Below are 16,587 nucleotides of genomic sequence, written 5' to 3'. Positions count from 1 at the left end.
CAGAAAAACAACAAGCAAGCTTTTGTTTTTAAAGCAATAACTAATCACTGCCAACCAAATAAAAACCGACAAAAAAGTGTGACCAGAATAACAGAATACGCTGTAGCGAATACCCATCATGGAGCACTCGCCGAAGCTCCCTTGAGGTTAAAGAGTCATTAAATAAACACTCACAAAAATGAACATAAATATAACAAACGGGAACGAAATATAAATCAATTATGACACTGGAATTCGAACATGAAAAATGACAAGAGAAAGTCAGGTATAGAGCCAAAAGTTTTTTTCCCACCGCTAATAATCGTCGGAATACTTTGCTGGCTAACTGTTAGAGACCTTGATGCTGCCAATGTGGTTATTAATGCAGTATTTACTTATGTAACGAATGTCTGGGGATGGGCATTTGAGTGGTATATGGTCGTGATGCTCTTTGGCTGGTTCTGGCTGGTCTTTGGCCCTTACGCCAAAAAGAAACTGGGCGATGAGAAACCTGAATTCAGCACCGCGAGCTGGATTTTCATGATGTTCGCCTCCTGTACCTCCGCAGCCGTGTTGTTCTGGGGATCGATAGAGATTTATTACTATATCTCTACGCCACCGTTTGCATTAGCCCCCAACTCTACCGGCGCCAAAGAGCTCGGCCTCGCCTACAGTTTGTTCCACTGGGGACCGCTACCATGGGCCACCTATAGCTTCCTTTCCGTCGCTTTCGCCTACTTTTTCTTTGTTCGCAAAATGGATGTGATTCGCCCCAGCTCAACGCTCGTGCCTTTAGTGGGCGAGAAACATGTGAAAGGGTTATTCGGGACCATCGTCGATAACTTCTATCTTGTGGCACTGATCTTCGCGATGGGTACCAGCCTCGGTCTGGCTACGCCGCTGGTCACCGAATGTATGCAGTATCTCTTCGGCATTCCCCATACGCTGCAACTGGACGCGATCATCATTACCTGCTGGATCATTCTGAACGCAATCTGCGTGGCCTGCGGCCTGCAGAAAGGAGTGAAGATTGCCAGCGACGTGCGTAGCTACCTGAGCTTCCTGATGCTCGGCTGGGTATTCATCGTCAGCGGCGCCAGCTTCATCATGAACTACTTCACCGATTCCGTCGGTATGCTGTTGATGCATCTGCCACGTATGTTGTTCTACACCGATGCTATCGGCAAAGGCGGTTTCCCGCAGGGCTGGACCGTTTTCTACTGGGCCTGGTGGGTCATTTACGCCATCCAAATGAGTATTTTCCTCGCCCGTATATCGCGTGGCCGTACCGTTCGGGAACTGTGCTTCGGAATGGTGCTGGGCCTGACGGCTTCCACCTGGATCCTGTGGACCGTGCTGGGCAGTAACACGCTACTGCTGATGGATAAAAATATTCTCAATATTCCGCAGCTTATCGCAGAGCATGGCGTACCACGCGCCATTATCGAGACCTGGGCCGCCTTACCCCTGAGTACAGCAACAATGTGGGGATTCTTTATTCTCTGCTTTATTGCCACCGTCACACTCATCAACGCGTGTTCTTACACGCTGGCCATGTCGACCTGCCGTGAAATACGCGATGGTGAAGAGCCGCCTCTGCTGGTACGTATCGGCTGGTCCATTCTGGTCGGCATCATCGGTATTGTGCTGTTGGCTCTCGGCGGGTTGAAACCGATACAAACGGCGATCATCGCGGGCGGCTGCCCTCTCTTCTTCGTCAATATCATGGTCACGCTGTCCTTTATTAAGGACGCCAAAGCGCACTGGAAAGATAACTAAGATAAATCAACCATATCAAGAGGTTAAAAGATGGACTTTAACTTGAATGATGAACAGGAACTGTTCGTCGCCGGTATTCGTGAATTAATGGCCAGTGAAAATTGGGAGGCCTATTTCGCCGAATGCGATCGCGATAGCGTCTATCCTGAGCGTTTCGTAAAAGCACTGGCCGATATGGGCATTGACAGCCTCCTGCTCCCGGAAGATCGCGGTGGTCTGGATGCCGGTTTCGTTACCGTGGCAGCTGTATGGATGGAATTGGGTCGCCTGGGTGCACCAACCTACGTGCTCTATCAACTTCCTGGCGGCTTCAACACGGTGTTACGCGAAGGCACTCAGGAACAGATCGATAAGATCATGGCGTTTCAGGGTACCGGTAAACAGATGTGGAACTCGGCGATCACCGAACCGGGCGCCGGGTCTGACGTGGGCAGTTTAAAAACCACTTATACCCGCAAAAATGGTAAGGTTTATCTTAATGGCAGTAAGTGCTTCATCACCAGTAGCGCTTACACCCCTTATATCGTGGTAATGGCGCGTGACGGCGCGTCTGCGGATAAACCCATTTATACCGAATGGTTTGTCGATATGAGCAAACCTGGCATCAAAGTTAACAAGCTTGAGAAACTCGGCCTGCGCATGGATAGCTGCTGCGAAATTACCTTTGACGATGTTGAACTGGATGAAAAAGACATGTTCGGTCGTGAGGGTAATGGGTTTAACCGTGTTAAAGAAGAGTTTGACCACGAACGCTTCCTCGTTGCTCTGACGAACTACGGTACCGCAATGTGCGCCTTTGAAGATGCGGCGCGCTACGCCAATCAGCGAGTGCAGTTTGGCGAAACGATCGGTCGCTTCCAGCTCATTCAGGAGAAGTTTGCCCATATGGCAATCAAATTAAACTCCATGAAAAACATGCTGCTGGAAGCCGCCTGGAAAGCGGATAACGGCACCATTACCTCCGGCGATGCAGCCATGTGCAAATACTTCTGCGCCAATGCGGCATTTGAGGTCGTTGACAGTGCGATGCAAGTACTCGGTGGCGTTGGGATTGCAGGCAATCACCGTATTACCCGTTTCTGGCGCGATCTGCGCGTTGACCGGGTGTCCGGCGGTTCCGACGAAATGCAGATCCTGACTTTGGGTCGCGCAGTGCTCAAACAGTACCGTTAATCGGGTGATAACCCCATCACGCTGTGATGGGGTTCCAGGGATGCCACACAGGAGTATGTCATGAGTCATCGTTTACCAATGCCCGTGTTTGGACCACTTGCGGGTGTGCGGGTCGTTTTCTCCGGTATCGAAATTGCCGGGCCCTTCGCCGGACAAATGTTTGCCGAGTGGGGCGCAGAAGTTATCTGGATTGAAAATGTCGCCTGGGCCGACACAATTCGTGTCCAGCCCAATTATCCGCAACTCTCACGCCGCAATCTGCACGCGCTATCGCTGAATATCTTCAAAGATGAAGGCCGGGAAGCGTTCCTTAAGTTAATGGAAACCACCGACATTTTTATCGAGGCCAGTAAAGGTCCGGCATTTGCTCGCCGGGGAATTACCGATGAAGTGTTATGGGAACACAATCCGAAGCTGGTCATCGCCCACCTGTCTGGTTTTGGGCAGTTTGGGACAGAGGAGTACACCAACCTTCCTGCTTATAACACCATTGCGCAAGCCTTCAGTGGTTACCTGATTCAAAATGGCGACGTTGACCAGCCGATGCCCGCTTTTCCCTACACGGCAGACTATTTTTCCGGCCTGACGGCGACAACCGCAGCACTCGCGGCGCTACATAAAGTACGTGAAACAGGCAAAGGGGAAAGCATTGATATTGCGATGTATGAAGTGATGCTGCGCATGGGCCAGTACTTCATGATGGATTATTTCAATGGCGGCGAAATCTGTCCGCGTATGACCAAAGGCAAAGACCCCTATTACGCTGGCTGTGGTCTGTATAAATGCTCGGATGGCTACATCGTGATGGAACTGGTCGGTATCACGCAAATTACCGAGTGTTTTAACGATATCGGGCTGGCGCATATTCTCGGCACGCCAGAAGTTCCGGAAGGTACACAACTCATTCACCGCGTCGAGTGCCCGTACGGCCCACTGGTGGAAGAGAAACTGGATGCATGGCTGCTAACGCATACCATTGCCGAAGTACAAGCGCGCTTCGCCGAGCTGAATATTGCCTGTGCAAAAGTACTGACCATTCCAGAACTGGAGGGTAACCCGCAGTACATTGCCCGCGAATCAATCACCCAATGGCAAACCATGGATGGCCGTACCTGCAAGGGGCCAAACATTATGCCGAAATTCAAAAATAACCCTGGGAAAATCTGGCGCGGCATGCCGTCACACGGCATGGATACCTCCGCCATCTTGCAGAACATCGGTTACAGCGAAGCAGATATTAAGGAACTGGTAAGCAAGGGGCTGGCCAGGGTTGAGGATTAAATACATAGCGCTAACGGGATCGTGTAGCCATCCTGTTAGCGCTTATACCTAATTTCAGTGGATAAAAGTGCGATGGATGTTATTGGCGATCAAAACTTACGTCAGATGTGGGACGACCTGGCAGAGGTCTATGGCGATAAAACGGCGCTGATTTTTGAGTCATGTGAAGGTGAAGTGCAGCAATTCAGCTATACCTTCCTCAATGAGGAAATCAATCGCACAGCAAACCTGTTCAACGGGCTGGGGATCCAAAAAGGCGATAAAGTCGCGCTGCATCTGGATAACTGCCCTGAGTTTTTCTTTTGCTGGTTTGGGCTGGCAAAAATCGGTGCCATCATGGTGCCGATTAATGCCAGACTATTGCATGATGAAAGTCTGTGGATCCTGCAAAACTGCCGGGCTCGTTTGTTGGTAACCACTGAAAACTTCTATCCCCTTTACCGTCAGATTCTGCAGGAAGGTGAAACGCAGCTCAATCATATCTGCCTTATCGACCGACAGTTCTGTGTCTCAGATACCGCGGTGAGTGATTTTTATCAACTTAAGCGCGCCCAACCCACTACCCTGAACTCTACGCCGACGTTAAGCACCGACGATACCGCAGAAATTCTTTTCACCTCGGGCACGACCTCACGACCAAAAGGCGTGGTCATTACTCAATATAACTTACGCTTTGCGGGTTACTACTCCGCCTGGCAGTGTGCATTACGCGATGACGATATTTATCTGACCGCTATGCCCGCTTTTCATATCGATTGTCAGTGTACGGCGGCAATGGCCGCCTTTTCCAGCGGTGCCACCTTTGTGCTGCTTGAGAAATACAGTGCACGTGCGTTCTGGAGCCAGGTGCGAAAATACCGTGCCACGGTTACCGAATGCATTCCCATGATGATTAGAACCCTGATGGTGCAACCGCCAATGCCTGCGGATAATCAGCATTGCCTTCGTGAAGTGCTTTTCTACCTCAATCTTTCCGTGCAGGAAAAAGACGCTTTTGTTGAACGTTTCGGTGTCAGGTTGCTGACATCGTATGGCATGACGGAAACGATTGTCGGCATTATTGGTGACAGACCCGGTGATAAACGGCGCTGGCCGTCAATTGGCCGCGCGGGGTTTTGCTACGAAGCGGAAATTCGTAACGATCAAAATCAACCCCTTCCTCCCCATGAAATCGGTGAAATATGCATTAAAGGTATGCCGGGGAAAACGCTTTTTAAAGAGTATTACGAACAGCCGGACGCAACCGCCATGGCGCTGGATGCAAGCGGTTGGTTACATACCGGTGATTCGGGTTACTACGATGAAGAAGGCTTTTTTTATTTTGTCGACAGGCGTTGCAATATGATTAAGCGCGGTGGCGAGAATGTCTCCTGTGTAGAACTGGAGAATATCATTTCGACCCATCCAAAAATTCAGGATACGGTGGTTATCGGCGTTAAAGACACTATCAGGGATGAAGCTATAAAAGCCTTTATTGTTCTTCATGAAGGCGAAACATTAAGTGCTGATGAGTTTTTTTCTTTTTGCGCCAGTAATATGGCGAAATTTAAAGTACCGACGCTAGTTGAATTCAGGAGCGATCTGCCACGCAACTGTTCAGGGAAAGTCATCAAGAAAAATCTAACATAACGTATTTGGCTGAATTTATGTTCGCCGAAATAGAAATAACGTGAATACTTCATATCTTGCAGAGGCGGTATGCCTCTGCAAAGCATACGCATATTTAAAAGGAGCAAAATATGAGTGAATCATTACATCTGAACCGCCATGGGCATATTCTGGAAATTATTCTCGATCGCCCCGTTGCCAATGCCATTGATGCAAAAACCAGTTTTGCCATGGGCGAAGTATTCCTGAATTTCCGCGATGATCCTGAATTACGCGTGGCAATTATTACCGGTGCCGGTCAGAAATTCTTTTCCGCGGGCTGGGATTTAAAAGCAGCAGCAGAAGGTGAAGCTCCGGATGCAGATTTTGGGCCTGGCGGGTTTGCGGGATTGACCGAACTTTTTGATCTCGATAAACCGGTCATTGCCGCAGTAAACGGCTATGCCTTTGGCGGTGGTTTTGAACTGGCGTTGGCAGCAGATTTCATTATCTGCGCTGAAAATGCCAGCTTTGCCTTACCTGAAGCCAAACTCGGCATCGTGCCGGACAGCGGTGGGGTTTTACGTCTGCCTAAACGCTTACCGCCCGCTATCGTCAATGAAATGGTGATGACCGGGCGGCGCATGAATGCCGAAGAAGCACTACGCTGGGGTATCGCTAATTATGTTGTCAGTCAGGAAGCATTAATGGAGAAGGCGCGCGAACTGGCACAGCAACTGCTTCAAAGCGCACCACTGGCTATTGCCGCATTAAAAGAGATAACCAGAACAACCAGAGAAATGCCGGTAGAAGAAGGCTATCGTTATCTCCGTAGCGGTGCGCTGAAACACTATCCGGCAGTCCTGCATTCCGAAGATGCGATTGAAGGGCCGCAGGCCTTTGCCGAAAAACGCTCACCGGTATGGAAAGGACGTTAATAACTCATGAGCTATTACGCCTTTGAAGGCTTGATCCCGGTCGTCCATCCAGAGGCGTATATCCATCCGAGCGCGGTATTGATTGGCGACGTCGTTGTTGGGGCTGGTGTCTATGTCGGCCCTCACGCTTCGCTTCGCGGTGACTATGGCCGCCTGATTCTGGAACCAGGTTCGAATTTACAGGATGGCTGCATTATGCACGGTTACTGCGATACCGACACCGTCGTAGGTGAGAACGGACATATCGGACACGGTGCGATTTTACATGGCTGCGTGATTGGCCGGGATGCGCTGGTCGGTATGAACAGCGTGATTATGGACGGCGCGGTCATTGGCGAAGAGAGCATTGTTGCCGCCATGAGCTTTGTGAAAGCCGGATTTATCGGGGCAGCAAGACAGTTATTGCTAGGATCGCCAGCCCGTTTCATCCGTGATGTAACTGAAGAAGAGTTGCACTGGAAGCAACTTAATACCCGGGAGTATCAGGATCTGACTATCCGCTGTCGCTCATCATTATATGAAACGCAACCGCTGCGCCAGCCAGAAAAAAACCGACCGCGGCTTAAAGGTACAACGGGGGTTAAGCCGAAATCAGCGCAATGACTTTATCGAATGGCGCACTCGCGCCATTCGATATTCGCTCATTAACGACGCAAACTTTTTGACAACATCATTTGCCATTTCTGTTCCGTCTTAAGTCCTGCTGGCAGGACTACAGGCATATGGGATGTTTTCGTAGTACTGAGAATTTTTTCCTGCGCATTATTTTTCAGCCTGGTATAGATTTGATCGTCAATATTTTTTACACGCACCAGACGCTGACATTGACATCCTCTACCTTGCAGTTGGTTTGGAATTGTCCTTGTCTCACAGGTAATTTCTTCTACCTCAGAAAGAATATAAGAAACCGTATTGATCGCTTTACAGTGGTCCATGTCAAAATGCCTGGCAATTTCTTTAGCGCTCACCCAACGGTTTTCCGCCATTATCCAATCGGCAATTAACAAATAAAGGGGTTTTTCAACATATTCTTTACTCATAAGCACACCATTTTTACAAATTAAAGATCTTGTTATGGTCAGGTTTGCCAGAATATCGGTAAATCCATTAACCACATTAAATTTACGGTCAATAAGAAATAGTATGCAGGTTTGAGGCTCATTAGTGTGAGCAAAATCGTGCTAGTAGCATTAGAAAAATGCGTAACAATGATTTGCATGTTCAGCACGAATGGTATGTATAAAAAAAACGGTTCCTGAACAGGAACCGTTTATTTAATCGGTAATACTGTGCGCTGATCTGCGCAACAAGTTACGCTTTAATCTGCGCGTGCATTTCCTGAACGGAGGTCACCTTCTCGGTGGCATCGGCATTCAGCGCCATCGCGGTAGCAAAACCACCATTCAGCGTGGTGTCGTAATGCACTTTGTACTGCAGCGCGCTGCGGCGAATGACCCTGGAGTCTTCTATCGCCCGACGGCCTGCGGTGGTGTTGATGATGTAGGTGTATTCGCCATTCTTAATACGGTCCTGAATGTGCGGACGACCTTCATGCACCTTGTTCACCAGACGCGGGTTAATACCGGCTTCACCCAGGACAATCGCCGTACCGTGAGTGGCATCGAGCTCGAAACCGAACTTGAGCAGCTTCGCTGCCAGGTCAACCACACGCTCTTTATCCCCTTCACGTACAGAAAGCAGCGCACGACCCTGTTTCTTCATCGTGGAGTTGCTACCCAGCTGCGCTTTAGCAAACGCTTCGGCGAAGGTACGGCCCACACCCATCACTTCCCCGGTAGAGCGCATTTCTGGCCCTAATAGCGGGTCAACGCCCGGGAATTTATTGAATGGCAGCACCACTTCTTTCACTGAGTAGTACGGCGGGATAATTTCTTTGGTGACGCCCTGCTGTGCCAGCGTCTGACCGACCATCACACGCGCCGCCACTTTCGCCAGCGGTACGCCGGTGGCTTTGGAGACAAACGGTACGGTACGCGCCGCACGCGGGTTCACCTCAATCAGATACACTTCGTTATCTTTTACCGCAAACTGGACGTTCATCAGACCGCGAACCTGCAGTTCGAAGGCCAGTTTCTGCACCTGCTGGCGCATCACGTCCTGAATGTCCTGGCTCAGCGTGTAGGCTGGCAGGGAACAGGCGGAGTCGCCGGAGTGCACGCCGGCCTGCTCGATATGCTCCATGATGCCGCCAATCAGCACCATTTCGCCGTCACAGATAGCGTCAACATCCACTTCTACCGCATCGTCCAGGAAGCGATCCAGCAGGACTGGCGCATCGTTGGACACACTCACTGCGGTCTGGAAGTAACGACGCAAGTCGGCTTCGTCGTAGACGATTTCCATCGCACGGCCGCCCAGTACATAAGACGGACGCACCACCAGCGGGTAACCAATCTCTTTCGCCTTCTCAACCGCTTGCTCAATGGCGGTGACAGTGGCGTTCGCCGGTTGTTTCAGTTTCAGACGGTCAACCGCCTGCTGGAAACGTTCACGGTCTTCGGCACGGTCAATGGCATCCGGGCTGGTACCGATAACCGGTACCCCCGCCGCTTCCAGCGCGCGCGCCAGTTTCAGCGGAGTCTGGCCGCCGTACTGCACGATAACGCCTTTCGGCTTCTCGATACGCACGATTTCCAGCACATCTTCCAGCGTTACCGGCTCGAAGTAGAGACGGTCGGAGGTGTCATAGTCGGTGGAGACGGTTTCCGGGTTACAGTTGACCATGATGGTCTCGTAGCCGTCTTCGCGCAGCGCCAGCGAGGCGTGTACGCAGCAGTAGTCAAATTCAATCCCCTGACCGATACGGTTCGGGCCGCCACCCAGTACCATGATTTTATCGCGATCCTGGTTCGGATTCGCTTCGCACTCTTCTTCATACGTGGAGTACATGTAAGCGGTGTCGGTCGCGAATTCTGCCGCACAGGTGTCCACACGTTTGTAGACCGGGTGCAGGTTGTACTGATCGCGCAGCTTACGCACTTCCGTTTCGCGCACGCCTGCCAGTTTAGCCAGACGCGCATCGGCAAAGCCTTTACGCTTGAGCATACGCAGGAAATCCGCGTCGAGGCCGTTAATACCCACTTCGGCGACTTTCTCTTCCAGACGCACCAGTTCTTCAATCTGCACCAGGAACCAGCGGTCAATATTGGTCAGGTTGAAAACGCCGTCAACGGACAGGCCTGCACGGAAGGCATCGGCGATGTACCAGATACGCTCAGCGCCAGCGTCTTTCAGCTCGCGACGGATTTTGGTCAGCGCTTCCGGGTCATCCAGGCTCACTTTCGGGTCAAAGCCGGTGGCGCCGACTTCCAGGCCGCGCAGCGCTTTTTGCAGGGATTCCTGCTGCGTGCGGCCAATGGCCATCACTTCACCGACCGATTTCATCTGAGTGGTCAGGCGGTCGTTGGCGCCAACGAATTTTTCGAAGTTGAAGCGCGGGATCTTGGTCACAACGTAGTCGATAGACGGTTCGAAGGACGCCGGGGTACGGCCACCGGTGATATCGTTCATCAATTCGTCGAGGGTGTAACCGACCGCCAGTTTCGCCGCCACTTTGGCAATCGGGAAGCCGGTCGCTTTCGAGGCCAGCGCAGAGGAGCGGGAGACGCGCGGGTTCATTTCAATAACAATCAGACGGCCATTTTTCGGGTTAACCGAGAACTGGACGTTAGAACCGCCGGTTTCCACGCCGATTTCACGCAATACCGCCATCGAGGCGTTACGCATGATTTGATACTCTTTATCGGTCAGGGTCTGTGCAGGCGCAACGGTAATGGAGTCACCGGTGTGGATGCCCATGGCGTCGAAGTTTTCGATGGAGCAGACGATGATACAGTTGTCGTTTTTATCACGCACCACCTCCATCTCGTACTCTTTCCAGCCAATCAGCGACTCATCAATCAGCAGCTCTTTTGTCGGGGAAAGGTCCAGACCGCGTTCACAAATCTCTTCAAACTCTTCGCGGTTGTAGGCGATACCGCCGCCCGTTCCGCCCATGGTGAAGCTGGGTCGAATGATGCACGGATAGCCTACGTCAGCGGCAACGGCGAGCGCCTCTTCCATGTTATGCGCGATACCGGAACGCGCGGTTTCCAGGCCGATTTTCTTCATCGCCACGTCGAAACGGCGGCGGTCTTCTGCTTTATCAATCGCGTCAGCGGTAGCACCGATCATAGTGACGCCGAACTCGGCCAGTACGCCCTGGCGTTCCAGTTCCAGCGCACAGTTCAGCGCAGTCTGGCCGCCCATGGTCGGCAGTACCGCATCCGGACGCTCTTTTTCGATGATTTTGCGTACCACTTCCCAGTGGATCGGCTCGATATAGGTTGCATCCGCCATTTCCGGGTCGGTCATGATCGTCGCCGGATTGGAGTTCACCAGAATGACGCGATAACCCTCTTCACGCAGCGCTTTACACGCCTGCGCACCGGAGTAGTCGAACTCACACGCCTGACCGATAACAATCGGGCCGGCGCCAAGGATCAGGATGCTTTTTATGTCTGTACGTTTTGGCATGGCTCTTTTTCGCTCCTGATTATTTAGCAGACTGACGGTAAATCTCAATTAACTCGATAAAATGGTCGAACAGCGGCGCAGCGTCGTGCGGGCCCGGGCTTGCCTCAGGATGGCCCTGGAAGCTGAATGCCGGTTTATCCGTGCGATGAATCCCCTGCAGGGTGCCATCAAACAATGACTTATGCGTGACGCGCAGGTTTGCAGGCATGGAGGCTTCATCTACTGCAAAACCGTGGTTCTGTGCGGTAATCATCACGGTGTTGTTATCGATATCTTTTACCGGGTGGTTGCCGCCATGGTGACCGAACTTCATCTTCACGGTTTTCGCGCCGCTCGCCAGCGCCAGCAACTGGTGGCCAAGACAGATACCGAATACCGGAATGTCGGTCTCAAGGAATTTTTCGATTGCCTCGATAGCATAATCGCATGGTGCCGGGTCGCCAGGACCGTTAGAGAGGAAGATACCGTCCGGATTCATTTTCAGGACCTCTTCCGCCGACGTTTTCGCCGGAACGACCGTCAGACGGCAGCCTCTGTCCACCAGCATGCGCAGGATGTTACGTTTTGCGCCGAAGTCGTACGCCACGACATGCAGCGGCAGTTCATCTTCGCTTTTCGCTTCCGGCAGTTCGCCTTTCAGTGTCCAGCTCCCCTGCGTCCAGCTATATGGCTCGGCAGTCGTCACTTCTTTCGCCAAATCCATCCCGTTCAGCCCCGGGAAGCTTTTTGCTTTCTCCAGCGCCAGAGCGGCATCCAGATTGTCCCCGGCGATGATGCAGCCATTCTGTGCGCCTTTTTCACGCAGCAGACGCGTCAACTTACGGGTATCGATATCGGCAATCGCCACGATGTTATGGCGTTTCAGGTATGAAGAGAGGTCTTCGGTATTACGATAGTTGCTGGCAATCAGCGGCAGGTCGCGAATGACCAGGCCTTGCGCATGTACCTGAGAGGATTCTTCATCGGCGGCATTGGTGCCGACATTACCAATATGGGGATAAGTAAGGGTGACGATTTGGCGGGAGTAGGAAGGATCAGTGAGGATTTCTTGATAACCGGTCATTGAAGTATTGAAAACGACTTCCCCAACCGCCGAACCTGTTGCCCCTATGGCCCGACCGTAAAACTGGGTTCCGTCTTCCAGAACCAATAGCGCTGACTTAATCAAAACACCCTCCAGAGAATATTCACTCACTTTATTTGCATATTAATTCAATTATAAGCCCCGAATCAATGCAAATTTGCGTAACCGCGAATTTTTTGCAAACGGCGGCATTCTGGAGACATGAAGGGTAAAAGTCAACTCATAGCGCATCTTTTTCATGTCTTTTTGCGCCCCAGAAAAGAATAGCACGATTTAGAGGGCAAAAAGATCACATTACCGGAGGAAGGAAAACGCTTGCGTCGCCATAAAACTGGTTAAACGGGCTCAGCTCTAGTAGAAAGTGGACCAAACGGTCAAAATTTACATTTCAGCAACCATAATGAGGCAGAAGATAGGCATTAACAGGGGTTTAAAAGAGGAAACCACATAAAATTGGGAAAAATAAAAGGGCAATAAAATATTGCCCTATGCAATCAATGCATTACGACTGCAACAACCACATCACGATGGGTAATAAATTTTACAAATTGTTCAGATCCAGCACATCTCGCATGTCAAAAAGGCCGGCTTCTTTGTTTTTTAGCCATAAAGCAGAGCGAACAGCGCCATTGGCAAACGTCATTCGACTTGACGCTTTATGGCTAATTTCAATGCGTTCACCGATATCAGCGAACATCGCTGTATGTTCGCCGACAATGTCGCCCGCGCGAACGGTAGCAAAGCCAATTGTGCCCGGTACACGCTCGCCGGTATGGCCTTCACGTGCATAAACCGCACAATCTTTTAAATCTTTATTCAATGCCTGGGCAATAGACTCTCCCATAGCCAGGGCGGTTCCTGACGGCGCATCTACTTTATAGCGGTGATGTGCTTCGATGATTTCTATATCGGTGTAATCCCCCATCACCTTCGCCGCTTTTTCCAGCAGCTTAAGCATTACGTTCACGCCAACGCTGAAATTCGCCGCAAAAACAATAGCAATCTCTTGCGATGCCTCGCGAATTGCCGCTTTGCCTGCATCATCAAAACCGGTGGTACCGATAATCATCCCTTTGCGGTGCTGGCGACAAAACGCCAGATGAGCAAGGGTTCCCTCCGGACGGGTGAAATCGATCAGTACATCAAAATCGTCCTTTACCGCCTGCAGATCGCTGCTCACGGTAATGCCTGTTGTACCCACGCCAGCGAGCTCTCCTGCATCGCTGCCCAGCAGGGAAGAACCTTCGCGCTCCAGCGCTGCGCCAAGCGCGACGCCATCCATCTGCTGGGTTGCCTGAATTAACTGGCGGCCCATACGCCCGCCGGCCCCCGCGATGGCTACGCGGATTTGTGCATCATGCATAGTTGTACTCTTTTGTTAATGAAATGCTGAAAATCGTTCTCAGATTAACCAGCCCGCGTCGGGGCTACCAGCCGAAAACACCGATAATTAGAATTAAATGATAAACAGCGGGAAATATCAGTAAAAGACATGTGTTCGCATGTTGCGAATTGAATAGCAAAACCCACAGAAGACACTGATCATCGGTATGCTAAGAAGATTTTCCACTACAGCGATGCGTTACCACCTCGTCTTTTGCTGCATGACAACGCACCGCGCGTCAGCGAACGGTCAGCGTTCGTCCACTGTATAGCTGACCACGAGCTGACCTTTTTTCATTTTGACATTGGTAAGTGTGATATGCCCGATTTCACGCAGTGCGCTGACATGGGTACCACCGCAACCATAGGCGGGCAATTCGCCGAAGCGAACATGACGTTTTCCTTCGGAAAAGCCGATGTGTCGCGGCAGATTTTCCTCCATCCACGCACTGATTTTTGCCGTTAACATCTCCGCAGTGAGAGTCCCGTTACCACTAAAAGTAATGCGCCCCTCACCTGGCCAGTGATGGGCTTTTACAGGCTGCCAGCCGAATGTTTCACCTGCACAACCAATCAGATGACCGGCCGAATGCCAGCGTGCATGAAGATGACGTAATTCACCGTCGACACTGAGCGTGACCGGGCCTGGCGCGACCGGCGTGGCGGTGCGGTGCCATACCGTCTCACCGTCGGCGAAAACGCGTTGTACGGGCACGCCATCGATGGTTCCGCCATCAGAAGGCTGACCGCCTCCCTGTGGGTGAAAGAGCGTGGCATCCAGCTCAATCACATAACCGCCCTCCCCATCGGGAATACATTGCACAACGTTGGCCTGGCCCTGTGTCTCATCACAGGTATAGTAATTTCGTGTTGTCATCTTCTTCCTCCTGATTACATGACCAGTATATTATCTTCACTGACTTTTATAATCCGTTGCGCCCTCAACACACTTTTGCCTGGCAGACACAAATGAATACCACTCTACTTCCCGATCTCGCGACCTTTGTTCTGATTGTCGATCAGGGCAGCTTCTCTGCCGCCGCACGGGTTTCCGGCGCGACACCATCGGCAATGAGCCGCTGCGTTTCACGCCTTGAGCAGGCGCTGGGTAATAAATTACTGCACCGCACAACGCGCAAACTGCGGCTGAGTGAGTCCGGGCGTAGTGTGTACGAACATGCGCAAATGATGCTCGACGCCGCCAGACAGGCAATGAATGCTGGCAGCAGCGTGCAGGATATTGCGCAAGGCACCCTGACTATCAGCGTGCCCAAAGCCGTTGGACGATTTGTTATCCACCCCCTCATGCGCGAATTTCTGGTCCGTTATCCGCAGGTTGATGTACGGCTGCGTCTGGAAGATCGGTATATGGATTTAATTGATGACGGCGTCGACCTGGCGCTGCGCATTACCGACTCGCCTTCTCCCGGCCTGCACGGTAAGCCGTTAATACCGATTAAGCATCTGATTTGCGCCACGCCGGAATATCTTCGCCAGCACGGCACACCCGAGCAGCCGGAAGATTTACGCCAGCATAGCTGCATCAGTCTTGGCGAAACGCCAGCAGACTCACGCTGGAAATTTCGTAAGCGTGGCAAAAGCGAAACCATTCAGACCCACGGACGCTATGCCGCTAACCACACCGGCGTGCGTCTTGATGCGGTGCTGAACCATCTGGGGATAGGCAGCCTGCCGCTGTTTACCGCAAGTACAGCACTGGCGCGAGGCGAGATAGTTCAGGTGCTGCCAGACTGGGAATTTATTAGCGACTACTCCGGGCAGCTCTGGCTACTGTGGTCTTCAGGAAAGCATATGCCCGCCAGAATGCGGGCAATGATTGATTATTTAAGTGAAAAGATGCCGCAGGTCTCGCTTACGGCGCCTTACTGAGTACGTCTGCAACCCAGGCGCGGAATGCATCGATATCAATGCCCAGGGCCACCTGCGCATTCGCGGGTTTACCCAGACGGCCTTCAATGTCCACCACAGTCGTGCCCGCCGTGTACGTGCCCTGGGTTTCCACCGCCACAAAGCAGGATTTCAGGGTAAAAATGTCCGGGCGCACCAACCAGGCAATCGCGCAGAGATCGTGCATCCGTAGCCCGGTCGCCATACTGCCGCTGCGGTAGTAGCTAAACAGGGCATGTAGCATTTTCCCGGTTTGATTTCCCGATGGCAGCATGGACAGATAATCCGGGGTAAGCGTTGCATGGTTAGTCACATCCAGACCGCACATCACAATCTCCAGCCCGCTTTCAAAGACATGCGCGGCCGCCTCCGGGTCGATGGCGATATTAAATTCGGCGTTCGGCGTGAAGTTACCGCGTCCGGCAGAGCCACCCATTATCACCAGACGACGAATGTTGAACTGACATTCCGGGTAGTGGGATAACAGCAGGGCGATGTTGGTCAACGGGCCAATCGCTACCAGTGTAACCGGCTCCGGTGAGGCCATGAGCACATCGCGGATCGCCTGAAACGCTGGCTTTGCCAGCGGCTGGCGCTGATGTTCAACAAAGTTATAGCCTTCCATGCCAGATTCACCGTGGACACTTGCCGCATCGCGCAACGGGCGCAGCAACGGCGTCGCCGCACCTTTCGCAACCGGGATATTGGCATTCCAGAAGTGAAGCAATTGCAGGGCGTTACGGGTGGTTTTCTCCAGCGAGACATTACCTGCGACCGTGGTCATCAGTTTGAGATCAAGCTCAGGAGCAAAAAGCGCAGCGGCAATGGCAGCCGCGTCGTCAATACCAGGATCGGTGTCGAGAATAATCGGCAGGCGCATACATCCTCCATAAAAAATGCCAGGCGTCAGGCCTGGCATCTTCTCATAAACTCAAAGCG

General features: G+C 51.9%; 13 protein-coding genes. 7 read left to right on the top strand and 6 right to left on the bottom strand.

The features are described from left to right. Nucleotides 1-240: 240 nt before the first annotated feature. From caiT to caiE, 6 genes are all read left to right on the top strand, one after another. Complete coding sequence (gene caiT / locus IP582_RS03515) at nt 241-1,758, top strand: L-carnitine/gamma-butyrobetaine antiporter (protein WP_039078315.1); 1,518 nt, start codon at nt 241-243, stop codon at nt 1,756-1,758. 30 nt (nt 1,759-1,788) lie between these two features. Next, nucleotides 1,789-2,931 (top strand): crotonobetainyl-CoA dehydrogenase, encoded by a 1,143-nt coding sequence (gene caiA, locus IP582_RS03510; RefSeq protein WP_079497282.1) that lies wholly within the window; start codon nt 1,789-1,791, stop codon nt 2,929-2,931. A 60-nt stretch (nt 2,932-2,991) separates the two neighbouring features. After that, nucleotides 2,992-4,212: an L-carnitine CoA-transferase gene (caiB, locus tag IP582_RS03505; protein WP_193795094.1), complete on the top strand. Its 1,221-nt coding sequence runs from the start codon at nt 2,992-2,994 to the stop codon at nt 4,210-4,212. 72 nt (nt 4,213-4,284) lie between these two features. Beyond that, nucleotides 4,285-5,841, top strand: a complete 1,557-nt coding sequence (gene caiC, locus IP582_RS03500; RefSeq protein ID WP_193795093.1) for a crotonobetaine/carnitine-CoA ligase — start codon at nt 4,285-4,287, stop codon at nt 5,839-5,841. 110 nt (nt 5,842-5,951) lie between these two features. After that, nucleotides 5,952-6,737: a crotonobetainyl-CoA hydratase gene (caiD, locus tag IP582_RS03495; RefSeq protein WP_039078311.1), complete on the top strand. Its 786-nt coding sequence runs from the start codon at nt 5,952-5,954 to the stop codon at nt 6,735-6,737. A gap of 6 nt (nt 6,738-6,743) precedes the next feature. Beyond that, complete coding sequence (gene caiE, locus IP582_RS03490; protein ID WP_193795092.1) at nt 6,744-7,340, top strand: carnitine operon protein CaiE; 597 nt, start codon at nt 6,744-6,746, stop codon at nt 7,338-7,340. Nucleotides 7,341-7,381: 41 nt separating this feature from the next. Here the strand turns inward: caiE and caiF are convergent, their stop codons facing one another. The 5 genes from caiF to IP582_RS03465 all read right to left on the bottom strand — a co-directional run bounded on the left by caiF (nt 7,382) and on the right by IP582_RS03465 (nt 14,617). After that, on the bottom strand, nt 7,382-7,777 hold the full coding sequence (caiF, locus tag IP582_RS03485; RefSeq protein WP_193795091.1) for a carnitine metabolism transcriptional regulator CaiF: 396 nt from the start codon (nt 7,775-7,777) through the stop codon (nt 7,382-7,384). Between the two features lie 271 nt (nt 7,778-8,048). Beyond that, nucleotides 8,049-11,273: a carbamoyl-phosphate synthase large subunit gene (carB, locus tag IP582_RS03480; protein WP_039078308.1), complete on the bottom strand. Its 3,225-nt coding sequence runs from the start codon at nt 11,271-11,273 to the stop codon at nt 8,049-8,051. A gap of 19 nt (nt 11,274-11,292) precedes the next feature. Beyond that, entirely contained in the window at nt 11,293-12,441 is a 1,149-nt protein-coding gene (gene carA / locus IP582_RS03475) for a glutamine-hydrolyzing carbamoyl-phosphate synthase small subunit (RefSeq protein ID WP_193795090.1), read from the bottom strand. 457 nt (nt 12,442-12,898) lie between these two features. Then, nucleotides 12,899-13,720: a 4-hydroxy-tetrahydrodipicolinate reductase gene (gene dapB / locus IP582_RS03470; protein WP_193795089.1), complete on the bottom strand. Its 822-nt coding sequence runs from the start codon at nt 13,718-13,720 to the stop codon at nt 12,899-12,901. A 270-nt stretch (nt 13,721-13,990) separates the two neighbouring features. Beyond that, a complete protein-coding gene (locus tag IP582_RS03465) occupies nt 13,991-14,617 on the bottom strand; it encodes an alanyl-tRNA editing protein (protein WP_193795088.1) in 627 nt (208 codons plus the stop codon). 92 nt (nt 14,618-14,709) lie between these two features. Between IP582_RS03465 and IP582_RS03460 the strand changes: the two genes are divergently transcribed. Next, a complete protein-coding gene (locus IP582_RS03460; protein ID WP_193795087.1) occupies nt 14,710-15,630 on the top strand; it encodes a LysR family transcriptional regulator in 921 nt (306 codons plus the stop codon). Here IP582_RS03460 and rihC read toward each other — a convergent pair. Next, complete coding sequence (rihC, locus tag IP582_RS03455; protein ID WP_193795086.1) at nt 15,614-16,528, bottom strand: ribonucleoside hydrolase RihC; 915 nt, start codon at nt 16,526-16,528, stop codon at nt 15,614-15,616. The genes IP582_RS03460 and rihC overlap by 17 nt on opposite strands. Between the last annotated feature and the right edge of the window lie 59 nt (nt 16,529-16,587).

The organism is Citrobacter sp. BDA59-3, assembly GCF_015167655.1.
GTDB classification, from domain to species: Bacteria; Pseudomonadota; Gammaproteobacteria; order Enterobacterales; family Enterobacteriaceae; genus Phytobacter; species Phytobacter diazotrophicus.
The sequence above is the reverse complement of the archived record's forward strand: the minus strand, read 5'-3'. Positions and strand labels throughout refer to the sequence as shown.

Coding starts and splice junctions, on each gene's coding strand:
- caiD (WP_039078311.1), top strand. CDS start 5,952: ATGAGTGAATCATTACATCTGAACCGCCATGGGCATATTCTGGAAATT.
- caiE (WP_193795092.1), top strand. CDS start 6,744: ATGAGCTATTACGCCTTTGAAGGCTTGATCCCGGTCGTCCATCCAGAG.
- caiA (WP_079497282.1), top strand. CDS start 1,789: ATGGACTTTAACTTGAATGATGAACAGGAACTGTTCGTCGCCGGTATT.
- rihC (WP_193795086.1), bottom strand. CDS start 16,528: ATGCGCCTGCCGATTATTCTCGACACCGATCCTGGTATTGACGACGCG.
- IP582_RS03460 (WP_193795087.1), top strand. CDS start 14,710: ATGAATACCACTCTACTTCCCGATCTCGCGACCTTTGTTCTGATTGTC.
- dapB (WP_193795089.1), bottom strand. CDS start 13,720: ATGCATGATGCACAAATCCGCGTAGCCATCGCGGGGGCCGGCGGGCGT.
- IP582_RS03465 (WP_193795088.1), bottom strand. CDS start 14,617: ATGACAACACGAAATTACTATACCTGTGATGAGACACAGGGCCAGGCC.
- caiC (WP_193795093.1), top strand. CDS start 4,285: ATGGATGTTATTGGCGATCAAAACTTACGTCAGATGTGGGACGACCTG.
- caiT (WP_039078315.1), top strand. CDS start 241: ATGAAAAATGACAAGAGAAAGTCAGGTATAGAGCCAAAAGTTTTTTTC.
- carB (WP_039078308.1), bottom strand. CDS start 11,273: ATGCCAAAACGTACAGACATAAAAAGCATCCTGATCCTTGGCGCCGGC.
- caiB (WP_193795094.1), top strand. CDS start 2,992: ATGAGTCATCGTTTACCAATGCCCGTGTTTGGACCACTTGCGGGTGTG.
- caiF (WP_193795091.1), bottom strand. CDS start 7,777: ATGAGTAAAGAATATGTTGAAAAACCCCTTTATTTGTTAATTGCCGAT.